The sequence below is a fragment of the Streptomyces sp. NBC_01707 genome (assembly GCF_041438805.1).
GTDB lineage: Bacteria > Actinomycetota > Actinomycetes > Streptomycetales > Streptomycetaceae > Streptomyces.
In genome coordinates this window covers 7,600,006-7,612,251 of record NZ_CP109190.1, presented here as the reverse complement: position 1 = coordinate 7,612,251, position 12,246 = coordinate 7,600,006, and the positions used below count along the sequence as shown (strand labels likewise).

General features: G+C 67.9%; 8 protein-coding genes. 1 reads left to right on the top strand and 7 read right to left on the bottom strand.

Annotated features, from left to right (window positions below; translation table 11 throughout):
- Positions 1 to 18 precede the first annotated feature (18 nt).
- The 5 genes from fxsT to OG963_RS34135 form a co-directional block, all read right to left on the bottom strand.
- Positions 19 to 3,954 carry an FxSxx-COOH system tetratricopeptide repeat protein gene (fxsT, locus tag OG963_RS34155; protein ID WP_319326847.1) on the bottom strand — a complete coding sequence of 1,312 codons (3,936 nt, stop codon included), beginning with the start codon at positions 3,952 to 3,954 and terminating at the stop codon, positions 19 to 21.
- Positions 3,951 to 5,297: an FxsC protein gene (gene fsxC / locus OG963_RS34150; protein WP_319326844.1), complete on the bottom strand. Its 1,347-nt coding sequence runs from the start codon at positions 5,295 to 5,297 to the stop codon at positions 3,951 to 3,953. Before fsxC ends, fxsT begins: the two co-directional genes overlap by 4 nt.
- Before the next feature lie 205 nt (positions 5,298 to 5,502).
- Positions 5,503 to 7,767, bottom strand: coding sequence for a radical SAM/SPASM protein FxsB, inactivated metallohydrolase extension form (gene fxsB, locus OG963_RS34145; protein WP_371799785.1), 2,265 nt, complete (start codon positions 7,765 to 7,767; stop codon positions 5,503 to 5,505).
- A 30-nt stretch (positions 7,768 to 7,797) separates the two neighbouring features.
- A complete protein-coding gene (locus OG963_RS34140) occupies positions 7,798 to 7,962 on the bottom strand; it encodes an FXSXX-COOH protein (protein ID WP_319326838.1) in 165 nt (54 codons plus the stop codon).
- 474 nt (positions 7,963 to 8,436) lie between these two features.
- The gene (locus OG963_RS34135) at positions 8,437 to 9,147 is read right to left on the bottom strand and encodes a hypothetical protein (RefSeq protein WP_319326834.1); all 711 of its coding nucleotides are present in this window, start codon (positions 9,145 to 9,147) and stop codon (positions 8,437 to 8,439) included.
- Between the two features lie 337 nt (positions 9,148 to 9,484).
- On the opposite strand from OG963_RS34135, the gene OG963_RS34130 reads away from it, so the two are divergent.
- The gene (locus OG963_RS34130; protein ID WP_319326999.1) at positions 9,485 to 10,384 is read left to right on the top strand and encodes a DUF4231 domain-containing protein; all 900 of its coding nucleotides are present in this window, start codon (positions 9,485 to 9,487) and stop codon (positions 10,382 to 10,384) included.
- A gap of 12 nt (positions 10,385 to 10,396) precedes the next feature.
- Here OG963_RS34130 and OG963_RS34125 read toward each other — a convergent pair whose 3' ends face one another.
- Together OG963_RS34125 and OG963_RS34120 are read right to left on the bottom strand one after the other, a co-directional pair.
- Positions 10,397 to 10,876: a hypothetical protein gene (locus OG963_RS34125; RefSeq protein WP_030918012.1), complete on the bottom strand. Its 480-nt coding sequence runs from the start codon at positions 10,874 to 10,876 to the stop codon at positions 10,397 to 10,399.
- A 208-nt stretch (positions 10,877 to 11,084) separates the two neighbouring features.
- A complete protein-coding gene (locus OG963_RS34120) occupies positions 11,085 to 11,984 on the bottom strand; it encodes a S1 family peptidase (protein WP_093774977.1) in 900 nt (299 codons plus the stop codon).
- Positions 11,985 to 12,246: the final 262 nt, after the last annotated feature.

Sequence of the window (12,246 nt, the reverse complement as noted above, 5' to 3'; positions counted from 1 at the left end):
CGGCGAGCCCCGGCCTGCTCAGATGGTGATCGGCTCCAGTTCCCGTTGGAACCGACTGTCGTCCCGTGCGATCCGGGTCAACGGGTGCTCGTCGCCGAGCTGTCGGGTCAGCTCTTCGACCATCTCCGCCCGCACCTGCAACGCCTCGTCCTTGCGGCCCATCTCATCGAGGGTGACAGCGATGTTCGACGTCATGGCCAAGGTCTCCGGGTGGTGCGCCCCGAGGGCCTCCCGGAGCTGCGCGGAGACCCGCCGCTCCGTCTCCAGCACGATGTCGAGGCCACCGAGGTCCGCGGTCGCATTGGCCAGGTTCATGACGCAGAACAGCGTGTGCGGATGCTCGCGGCCGAACACCTCCCGCATCGAGGCGACCACCCGCGTCAGCAGCTTCTCCGCCTCCTCCGCCGCGCCGGCCCCCGAGAGGTAGACGCCCAGGTTGTTCTGGGCTGCCAGGGTGTACGGGTGCCTCTCCCCCGGCACCTTCATGTACTGGTCGACGACTTCCTGCGCTGTGTCCCTGGCCTCGTTCGCCTCACCGGCCGCGAACAGGTCGGCCGCCATGTTGAGATCACAGGCCAGCGACTCGGGGTTGGCCGAGGTGTATTTGGCCCGGTACCTGGCACGGGTGGCCACCGTCAGCCTGCGGGCATCCTCCAGCTGGCCCGCCCTGCGCAGTGAAACAGCCAGGCTCTTCGCCGCGCTCAGCGTGCCGGGGAAAGTGCGCCCGAGGTGCGACTTGTAACTGTCGTAGGTGCGACTGAGCAGACCGACGGAGTCCTCGTATCGTCCTACGTCCCGCAGATCGCGGGCCAGGTTCATGGCGGAGGACAGGCTGTACGGGTGGTTCGCGCCGAGCACCTCGGTGCGCCGGTCGTAGACGTCCTGATCGATCTCCCTGGCCCTGGCGTACTGCCCGACGAGGCGCAGATTGAGCGCCAGGTTGTTGGCCGCCGCCAGCGTCCTGGGGTGCGATTCGTGGAAGATCTGGCTGAACCCCTCGGTGGCTTCGGTAGCCAGCTCGATCGCCCGGCTGTACTCGCCGAGCGTGCCGAGGTCCGTCGCGAGGCTACTGGTGGTCATGTACGTGTGCGGGTGCTCCGAACCCAGCACCTCCCGCTGACGCGTGAGGGTGATTTCGTCGAGTTCCTTCGCCTCCACATAACGTCCGCGCGAGCGATAGATGTTGGAGAGGTGAAAGCAGAGGTAGAGGTACTGGAGATCCCGCTCGCCGAGCATCTCCCCCCACGCCTCGCGCAGTTCGGCGCCGAGGGTGCCGGCAGTCCTGAAGTCACCGCGCTTCCACAGGTAGCGCACTCGGTCGATCAGGAGCCTGCGGGTTTCGGGTTCCTTACAGTTGCGCGCATCGGACGGGCCGAGGTGCGGCCAGATGGTGGCGAACCGCGGCCAGGTCAACGGGTTGTCGATCGGCTCGTCGTCATCGGGCCGGGCACCCGCCAGGATGCGGTGGACGACATGGCGGGCCTCGCGCTGCTCCTCCTCGCTGAGCTGCGCCCGGATCACGGCCTGCACCAGACGGTGCACCTGGATGGAGTTGGAGACCTGGTCGACCTTGGCGAGGGCGAACCGGCCGATCTCCCGGATGACCCGTCCCAGCACCAGTTTCTCCTGGAGCGAGGCGTCGTACGGCTTGAGCGCCTCGATCATCTCCTTGCTGTACAGGAGGTCCCCCGAAATAGGCTCCGGGGCGAAGAAGGCGCAGAGTTGCAACAGCCTCACTGCAGCGGGCGAGCGCTCCTTGAGACGCTGGATGGAGATGTTCCAGGTGGCGGCGACGGGTTCCGGGTAGCCCGCGGGCTGGTTGAGGGCCAGGACCTGGGGGGCCTGCTGGGCGAGCTGTTCCAGATAGGTGTCGATCGGGGTGGCGGTCTCCGCGATCCAGGCGGCTGCCTGTTCGACGGCCAGCGGCAGGTCACCGACGGCGGTGGCCACCTGGGCGGCGTCCTCGTCGCTCAGTCCCGGGGCGCGGCGCTGGAGGTGCTCGATGGACTCTTCCCGCAGGAAGACGTCGACGGGCAGTGCGTCACCGTGCTGGGACCATGTCTGGTTCCTCGATGTGACAAGGATGTGGCCGGAGCCGCCCTGAGGGAAGTAGCGCCTGAGCCGTTCGGGGTCGTCGGCGTTGTCGAAGACCAGCAGCCAGCGGTCCGACGGAACTCCGCGGCGCAGCAGGTCGACGGCCTCCTGGGAGGCGGCCGCCATGTCGTCGCCGCCCTGGGCGCCGAGCCGGATGGCGAGTTCGGCGAGACCGGCGACCACATCGTCGGTCTGCTCGGAGGATATCCACCAGACCAGGTCGTAGTCGGCCATGAAGCGGTGCACGTACTCCAAGGCCACCTGGGTCTTGCCGACGCCGCCGAGCCCGTACAGGGTCTGCGGCTGGGGAAGTACGACGGCCATCCCGCCACCGAGCTGGTCACGCATCCGCTCCAGGACCAGGGAGCGGCCGGTGAAGCCAGGGTTGCGCGGTGGTGCGTTCCAGATCTTCGGCACGGTGCCGGGGAAGCGGGGGCCCGGAGCGACCCCGTCGACGAGCTGCACCGGGCGGTCCAGTGCACGCATCAGCGCCGAGGTGGCGTGTACCTCGTCGAGCCTGAAAAGGTCGACGGGGTTGCGGTCGATGTAGGGCGCGGAGAGACGTACGTCCCCGACCCTGAGGGGCAGGAGCTGACGCCTGCCGCCCCCCGGATCCTCGGCGACCGCCCTGTCCCACAGGCTCACGGCCCGCTGGGACTTCAGATAGGCGCTGGAGAGCAGGACGACGGTACGCGTGGCGGTCTCGACCGCTGCCTGCGCCGGTTGGGCCGCGCCCCGTTCGGCGGAGACGTCACGCGGGACGACGCGGAATCCGGCCCGGGTGAGGACCGATTCGATCCAGTCGGCCCACATCCGGTTCTCCGCCACATAGTTGAGGAAGAGATCGGCGGGCAGTGCGGGCCTGCGCCGGGTGAAGGCGTCGCGGATGCGGAGCCGTATCTCCTCCGCCACGGGGGGCATCGAGGTGATCTGCCGGTCGGTGATGACGGCAGTGAGCCGCTCGAAGGCGGAGAGCAGCGAGTTGGTCAGACCTGCCTCGTCACCGAAGGTGGCCAGGGTCTCCTCGTACGCGTAGTAGGGGCGGTACGGAATTTCCACCGCTCCCCAGTAGGCTGTGAGTTCGTCACTGGACAGGTCTCGGGGCAGCCGGTCGAACTTCAGCCGGGCCAGGGCCCGCCCCGCGTCGGCCTTCTCCTTCTCGCCCTCGTCGATCCGCATCGGGACGGGGAAGATGGAGATGGGGCGGCCGGTGTAGCGCTCGGAAATCTGCCGGGCGACGGATGCGGCGCCGTCGATGGACTGGTCGCTGAGCGTGAAGCAGTCGACGAGCAGGTCCGGAAGGTGGACGGTGCAGATGTCGGCGATGTCGCTGAGGCCGGTCCGGCTGTCGATGAGGACGTAGTCGTAGTTGGCCTTCATGTCGTCGCGCAGGGCGTCGAAGAAGTGGCCGCCGCCGAGCCGGTCGTAGAAGTTGTCCCAGTCGAAGGTGGAGACGGTCGCGGAGTACTCGCGGTTCTGCCGTCCGGCGGAGACGAAGTCGAGCGTTCCGCCCTGTGGGAACTCCCAGCCGAGCGTCTCGGGCGTGAGGGAGACCGCGTGCGGCTGGATCCGGGCGTAGTCACGGTGCCAGTCATCGGCGCGCTGGACCGGGCTGGTCGCGGCCCACGCGTACTCGGTGATCAGGTCGATGACGCCGGTGGTGGCGCCGAGGGTCGAAGGGTCGAGGAATGGGTGGAAGAACCGGTGGAGTCCGGGCGCCTCCAGGTCCCAGTCGACGGCCAGTACCCGCTTGCCGTTGGCAGCCAGGATCCAGGCAGTGTTGGCCAGGGCCATCGTGCGCCCGGTGCCGCCTTTGTACGAGTAGAAAGTGACGATCCGTCCGTCACGCCCGGCCGTCATACGTCCTCCGCATCCGTCGCAGGGTCGTGCATGTCCGGTATGAACTGCGTGTTGCCCATGGGCCCCATCAGTCGTGTCCGTTCAGTGTGGCCGCCGCCCGTCGCCGGCGGATAGACCGCCGCATGGCGCAGGTACTGCTGAGCCGCCGCCTCCACGACCTGGGGCAGTACCTGTCCGAAGGCGTCCATGCTCGGCACTCCTCTTGCCGCGGCTCGGCAATAGGCCCGCCCTTGGCGAATCTTGGACGGCATGGTCTGTTCGAGCTTCTCGGTCAGCTCCGCCTCGGCGGCTCTGCTCTGAGGGTCCTCGCGGTTCCAGGGCACCACCATGGTCACCCATGGCCGGTTCTCGGCGTCGAAGGCTGCGAGTCTGCGGCGTCGGTCCTCGTCCATCAGCGCCCAGCGGTCGACGACGAGGATCTCCGGCCTGCTAGGTGGCCCTTTGCTCTCCGCGTGGCCGGACTCCTCGTCGAAGGAGGTAATGGTGGCCTGATAGTTGAGGGCACGCACCAGGTCCTCGGCGACATAGGCCAGAGGGCGCACAGAGGCCGGATGGTACGGGTTCCAGTCGTGCGGGTTGTCTCCGTAGTAGTCGGCACTACGCCCCTCGGGCAGGTCGTGCCGGGTGGGCGCCACGATGGTCACCTTCATCGGGCGAGGGGCACCGGCACCGCTGCTCAGCGAACCGAAGGCGCTTGGGGCCAGCCGGTAGTCGACGGGGCGACCCACTTCGATCCGGGCGGTGGCCGCGACGCTGACGATTCGTTTCGCGAGTTCGTAGACGGCTCGTTCGTACTCCTCGGCGAAGAGCCTGAGTTTGATCAGCCCGTAGAGTCCGTCACTGACGTAACGGTCCCCGAAATCACGGTGATTGAACTGCAACCGCTCCGCCGGCCCCGGCAGTTGGTTCGGTGGAACCGGCACCCACAGAGCGGGCACGATCGCCTCCGCCGGCTGATTGCTGCGGGCCCGGTGGGCGATGGCACGCTGTTCGAAAGCGTGCCACTCCTTTCCGCACATCTCGCTGGCGAAGTAGCGCGGCGAGAAGAGCGGAACGAACACCCGGCAGGTGGCCAACACGCTACCGAGCCGTTCCGACCACCCCTCGCCGGACCGTATCTCCCGGTCCATGAACCCGGCGGAGGCACCCGCCGGAAGGTCGGTCATGGCCATCACATGGCCGCAGAGATCCTGAAACAGTCGCTCGACCCACATATCCGGGTCCGTCCCACCGCCGTACCCCGGTGTATGCGCATAGCTCAAGAAGAAGTACGGCCGATGGTCCGCCGCTCGCGGTTGCGTTGATGCGTGCACACGACCCCCGTCCTGTGTGAGCACTCGCATCCGAGGAGTGTGGAAAGAATGCGAGCGAATCCATCATTCCGGAGCGGACCTTGCTCCACCCCCATGGCGTTCGGTCATTCAACGCCACTTTTCGGTCATCCGTGCCCGACGCCGTCGATCGCGTCCCTGATCGAATTCGCTCGTGGGTCGCCCCTCCCGGTTGTCCCGTGTGTGCCGGAGCCCGGCCCGAACCGGAATCCTCGCTTCAGACCTCTTTTCTCATCAGGTCGAGCAGCTGCTTTCCGCTGACGGTGAGCTCGGCTGCATGCTCCAGCGTCTCGATGGCCTGCGGTACGCCGTCGAGATAATGCGGCTCGAATGCCCCGAGCGCCACCCGTTCGTACGTTTCAGCCAGCAGTCGAGAAAACGGAACCAGTTCCTCCTGCCACGGCGTCCGATGTTCCCAGGAGCCGTCCGACGCGTAAAGATCTGTGACGTCGAGCAACGCCCGGAGCTTTGCCCGGCGAAAGCCCCGCAGCAGAGCGCGTGGCAACTGCTCGGCACTGTCGTCCGGTCGGATACCGAGCGCGCCGTATCCGTGCCGACCCACCGAGGGCTCCCCCGGCGCCGGGCCGGTCAGTGGCGTCACCGTGGTCAGACTTTCGGCCATCTCCGCGGCGTGCCGAGGTGCGCGCTTCGCGATCCGTGCCCAGGCCCGGTCCAGCCCGGCGCCGAGGCGGTCGGCCTCATCCTGCCGGAGCCGGGCGGCAGGGCGGTCGCGGAAGCAGTCGCGGTACGGGTCCAGGTCGTCGAGCACCCAACGGGGCGCCGAGCCGGGCGCTTCACCGCCGCCGAGCCGGCGCACCGGCAGCCAGTCCCGACCGGCCGCCCCGCCCCGCACGATCCGCCGTTCGAAAGCACCCTGCCGGCTGTCACCCGCACGGCGCACCAGGAAGCCGTCGTCCGTGACGCGCACCTGGGCCGTGCCGTCGTCCTGCGGCCCGTCGATCCGCAGTGAGCCGAGGCCGGGCAGGGCGAGCACGCCGGCCCGGTAGGCGACCGGTACGGCCAGATCGAGCCCGGCACGGATCACGGCAGCCGCGACATACGACGACAGCCGCCACGCGACCCTCCCGGCGCCGGGCCTCTCCTCGTGCACGGCGGAGAGTGCGTCGTGCAGCCAGCTGCGGGCGTAGGGGTGTGCGAGCGCCTCGTCCAGGCCTCGCGATCCGTCCTCGGAGCCCTCGACCGTCGACGCCAGCTCCCAGGCGGCGGCCCAGTGGTCGCCGCCGAGTCCGTCCAGGTCGCCGTGGAGCACGGCGAGTGCGGTGCGGGTGAGGTCCCGCTGTTCGGCGCCCAGCTCGGTGGGGTCCGCCACCGCGGCCGGTACCGCGGAGGCCGACGTCCGCTCCTCGATGCCGCGCACCAGCGCCTCGAGATCCTCGCAGTACACGGAAGGGTGGTCGAACGCCCGGGCTGGATCCACGGCATCCACCGACTTGTAGCGGTGCGTGTAGAGACCGCCGCCGCACGAACGCACGACGGGGCAGCTGCGGCAGGTCTCGCTGACGCCGTCCAGTCCGAGCTGCCGGGCCCGGACCCCGGGATGGGCCGCGACCTCGTCGAAGCTGTGCGTGAAGACGTCGAACCCGGTGGCTGCCGCACCCTCGTAGGCACTCTTGAGCGAGTCGACCTGCTCCAACTGGCCGTCGGTCTCCACGACGACGAGGTCGGTGGGGGCGAGCCCGAGGGACTCGGTGAGGCTGGGGCCGCCGCTCAGCGTGGACAGGACCGAGGAGAAGAACCGAACCGGCACCGGCCGGCCCTGCTCTCTCCAGCGGTCGAAGATCGCGAGGAGCCAGTCGGCATAGGCCGTGGGCGATCCGTCCGGACGTGGCGGAGGCTGGTCCCAGGTGGCGTGCGGAAGAAGGAAGTCGATGAGCGGCGGTTCGAGTTCGGCCAGGGCGTCGAACACCGCGTGCGGATCGTTCCGGATGTCCACGGTACACAGAAGGCCGAGGTTGAGGTGGCGGTAGCGCTGCTGGCGCAGAAGCGCGACGGCTCGGAGGACCAGGGGGTGGCTGGTGCGTCCGTCGGCGAACCGGCGGTGCCGGTCATTGGCGGTCCGGTCGCCGTCGAGCGAGATACCGACCCTGACGCCGAACTCGTCGAAGAGGTCCAGATAGCGCGGGCTGAGCTGCAGGCCGTTGGTATGGATCCGTAGATCGAGAGCGGCGATACCGTTCAGTGCCGAGGTCAGCTCCTCGCAGACGCGGCGCAGACGCGCGGGGCCCGCCAAGAGAGGCTCCCCTCCGTGCAGGATCACTGACACGGAGGGCAGCGCATGCGTCAGAGCATGCTCAGCCAAGCGTTGAGCGGTCCAGGAAATTGCCTCATCAGAGATTGCCTTAGGGCGGGTACGCCAGCTCTGATCAGCATGTTCATAGACGTAGCAATGATCGCAGGCAAGATCACACCTGCTGTGCACTTTGAGCACGATTTCACGGAAGGGGACCAGGGGTCCTGTCATTCCGTCAGTCTAGCCATCTTACGGCGCGACTCAGAGAGCCGAGCTGAAGGTTGACGCCTTGGTGGAGCGGCCGGTTGACGTGCTGAATACCCGATCGAGCTTCCTGGTGACTTCGACACCACTGGCATCGATCTCGGCGAGCGGCACACGGCTCTTCGCATTGGCGAAGGATGAGTTGGATTCGTTGGTCTTCACGGCCGTCCTTGATGGGATTGTTCCGGACACTGAAACGCTTCCGGCTACTGCATAAATGCAGTGTCCGGCGGCACGACTTTACTCCGCTGACAGCGCTTGGCAAACGCCGACGTCGCACGAAACGCAGCTGTCACACAGCATTACGCCAGACGGAACGCGACTCGACATTCCTCCATCGGAGTGGGCAGAGAATGCGCAGGCCGGAGCAGATGACACGAGCCAGTTACGGAAGGCCGGGCGAACCTCCCCGCCGGCCTGTGCGCAGCCCGGCGGGAAGCCCCTGCATCATGGACGGGTGATGCGCCACCCCGATTTAGGGGAAAGCTACGTCGATTTACCTTCGGGACAGATGTCCGATGCCGCGTGTTCACTCCCGCTCCGTCCACCCGTCCGGCGCCACGTCCTGCCGGTTCCATCCGCGAACACCTCGCATCGCCCGCCTCCACCGAGAGGGTGGCCGAGCTCTGCCGGACCTCAGTCGAGCGGGGCATTGAGATCGGTCCTCGCCCCCTTCATGCAGTCCAGGATGCGCTCGTGGGTGTCACCTACGACGTCGGTGATCCTGAACCGTATGTAGAACGCCTCGACGTCACGGACGAACCGCTTCGAGAAGGCACCCACCAGCACCGTGTCGTACCCTCCGGTGCTCACGAGAGGGAAGCCCGGACCGAAGTGGATGATCTGGAAGTCCTGCGCTACGACGAGCCCGGCAGCTGTCAGTTCGGTCGCCGCATCGTCGAGGTCACCCCAGGGCGCACTGATGGAATCGGCCTGTCCGGCCAGGACCAGGCGACAGTCCCAGGCGTCGACCACGGCAAGGTGCTGCCCGCCGTTGAGCACGCCGACGCGCCACCCGGATGCGTCCCCCTGCAGATGCCCCTTCTGCCAGGATCCGCGCCACCCAAGGTACGGCCGCACTGTGCGGGCGTACTGCGCCCTGGCCAGGACCGCGCCACCGGCGACGGCCAGCAGACTGCCCAGGGCGTCCATGTCGAGCAGGTGCAGGCGCCACGGCCAGGCGGACCGCGCCCCGTCCGCCATGTTGGCCCGGATCACTTCCCAGAGAAGGATCGAGGTGAGCAGTGCGAGGAGCGCGAGGGGTGTGGTGAACAGCAGTGGGCTCCGCCGGATCCTGCGTTGGGCACCGACCGGCGACCGCATATCGCCCTGATTCGCATCCTGCACGTTCGCTCCCCCAGCGAGAGGCGAGTCTGAGAGGTAACTCGCCTGAAACAAAAGCCAGTTGACCAACCATGCCACAGCGCATCGGATCACACGAGAGCGACCGGATCCAAGCCGAAGGGCGCCGTTGTCGCCCAGGGCACCATTGCAGTGCCCGGGCGCTCGATCTACTCTCGTGCCCCCGGTCGGCCTCCGCCCACGCACGCGTGCGCCCCGGGCACCGCACAAGGGGCCTCCCAGCTTCCGGTCGGATCGAAGAGGTCATCTGCCTGGCTGAACGAGCATGTCCAAAACTGCAGACGGGGTGAACATGACGGCGATTCCCGGACCGCTTCAGTCCATGGTCTTCAGGAGCGAGGACCTCCCGGCGCTCTTCCACCACACGGACGCCATCGCCATCGCACGCCAGCGGGAGGCGGTCAATACGACCCGCGGCCAACTGATCCTCCTCGTGGTAGGTGCCCTGCCGGCGGCCCTGCCCTGGCACGGCACGGTCGGTGGCTCATTTCAACTACTTGACGGCATAGGCGCGTTGGCCTACCTCGGGGTTCTGTTCACGACCTATGCCGCCTCCCGGCGCAAGGCGAAGTCGCATTGGCAACTGAACCGCTCCGCCGCTGAGTTCATCAAGTCGATGTGCTGGCGATACGCCGTGCACGGCTCCCCGTTCGACACCGGCACCCAGCATCCGGAAGCAGTGTTCGCCAACCGGCTCGAAGAGGGCCTGCAGGAGCTCAGGAAGGTCGGCTGGGTGGATCCCCGTGACGAGATGAGCGATGCCGGCGGCGGGCTCATCACGGAGTCCATGCGGGAGTTACGGAGCAGGGCCTTCACGGTACGCAAGGAAACCTACGTACGGGACCGGCTGATCGAACAGCGGCGCTGGTACCGCAGGCGCCAGCATGTTTCGCGGCGCGGCGCGCTGGTCTGGTCAAGCGCCATCGCCGCGCTGACCACGCCGGCGCTGGCGCTCAGCCTGCTGCAGACATTCGGGGCCGCCCGGTCCTTCGCGCTGACAGGTGCACTCTCGGCGGCAGCGGCTGCCTGCCTGGCATGGAACGAGATGCGTCGTCATCACCCGCTGATCTCCGCGCACTCACTGGTCGAGAAGGATCTGGAGTCGATGCAGGCCGCCATGGAGACCAGTCTGACCGAACGGCAGTGGCCGGTCGCGGTCTTCGAGACCGAGCGGATCGTCTCCCCGGAACACACCGACTGGCTGGCCCGGCATCGCATGTGAGCTGACCGCGGATCAGGCGCGCTCCACCCCGTCGCGCCAGATCACCGTCACCGGGCGGCCGAGCGTCCGGGCGTACGTCACGATGTCGCCCGTGCCGCCGAAGCCGCGGGCGGGCCGGCCGTCCCAGACCGCGAGCAGCCGGTCGCAGTGGTCGGCGATGTAGGCGCCCGCCGCGTAGTACGCCTCGTCCGTGGAGTGCGGGAAGTCCAGCCGGACCTCGCGGGCCGCGCGGCCCTTGAGGCTTCGGTAGCGGGCCAGTTCGGGCCCGTCGGCGAAGCAGGCCTCGTAGTCACCGCTGGGGATGACCGCGGTCAGTTCCGCCCCGCAGGCGAGTGCCAGGTCGGCGAAGAGCTGGTCCGCTCCCACAGCCAGGCTGGAGAGGGCTTCCAGGGAGCCGTCGAAGCCGCACAGCACCGCTCGTATCCCGGCCATCACATGGGCGTGCGCTTCCTCGGGGATGCTGCGGTGTCCGGTCACTCCGATACGTTTCACGGACTGGAACCCCCTGGGGTGTCTGCCGGGGGTCCCGGAGGGCATCCCTCCGGAAGGCACAGCATCCGCCCCCGTTGTTCCTGCGCGACCGTCCTCCCCCACATCCTCTCAAAAGCCGCGGGGTGAACGGGAGCCCCCGCCCGGAATTCGGGCGAGGGCTCTGGCGTTGCCGAACGCGGTTTCGAGAGCGTGCGTGAGGTGCCGGGCGTCAGTAGACGCTGACGCCGTATGCGCTGAGCGCCTCCGTGACCGGCTGGAAGAACGTCGTACCACCGGAGCTGCAGTTGCCGCTGCCGCCCGAGGTGAGTCCGATCGCCCTGGTGCCGGAGTAGAGCGGACCACCCGAGTCGCCGGGTTCCGCACACACGTTTGTCTGGATCATGCCGTAGACGATGTCGCCGCCGCCGTAGTTGACCGTGGCGTTGAGGGCGGTGACGGTTCCGCTGTGGATGCCCGTGGTGGAGCCGCGGCGGGTGACGGACATACCGACGGTGGCGTTGGCCGCGCTGGTGATGTCCTGGCTGCCGACGGTGCCCGCGTGGGCGACCGAGGCGTTGTCGTACCGCACGATGCCGTAGTCGTTGGTCGGGAAGCTCGATCCGACCGTCGGACCGATGCTCGTGGAGTTCGACGAGTTGGTGTACCACGGCGGGTTGCCGTCGGTGCAGTGACCGGCGGTCAGGAAGTAGTAGGTGCTGCCGCTACGGACGTTGAAGCCCAGCGAACAGCGCCAGCCGGGTGCGTAGATGGCGTCGCCGCCGGAGAGCAGCTTGTTGAACGTGCCGGACGTGCGCTCGATCCGCAGGGCGCCGGCGTTGGCTCCCGCAGACTCCTTGATCTGCTTGATCTCGGCCTGGGAGACCGTGCTGTCGACCGTGACCCTCAGGGTCTTGGTCGCCGGGTCGACGTTCCAGGCGGTTCCGGCGATGTCCGCGCCGAGCACGGCGTCGCTCGCGGCGGTGAGCTGGTTGGCGCTGAACGTCCCGGTGGAGTTGGCGTGGGCGCTGGGCACGGCGAGGGCGGCGACAGCGACAAGGCCTGCGGCGATCGCGACGGCCCTGCTTCGTCTCGCCATGCCGCTGAGGGGGGTGGTGCGCTTGATCCTCACTTCTGATTCCTCCCAAGGGGAAACGGGGGTCCGCCCGTGGGGTGGTCGGACCCGTGAGGCGCAGTCGGGCGCACGGCCGTGTTCCGCATTCCGGATACGACGTGCCCCTGACAAGCGCTGCTCGGGAGTATTCAAGGCGTCAACTTCTTGCGCAAGAGGGCCTTTTGGCCTCAGGTCGTCACCCCGCGCATGCGCGCGGCAGGCCACGGACACGCGACGGGCCCCGGCAGCTCGCGAGCTGCCGGGGCCTGTCCGGATGAAA

What these genes read in the sequence shown, in the direction of transcription:
- fxsT (WP_319326847.1), bottom strand. Translation starts at nt 3,954, where the DNA reads ATGACGGCCGGGCGTGACGGACGGATCGTCACTTTCTACTCGTACAAA.
- fsxC (WP_319326844.1), bottom strand. Translation starts at nt 5,297, where the DNA reads ATGCGAGTGCTCACACAGGACGGGGGTCGTGTGCACGCATCAACGCAA.
- fxsB (WP_371799785.1), bottom strand. Translation starts at nt 7,767, where the DNA reads ATGACAGGACCCCTGGTCCCCTTCCGTGAAATCGTGCTCAAAGTGCAC.
- OG963_RS34130 (WP_319326999.1), top strand. Translation starts at nt 9,485, where the DNA reads ATGGTCTTCAGGAGCGAGGACCTCCCGGCGCTCTTCCACCACACGGAC.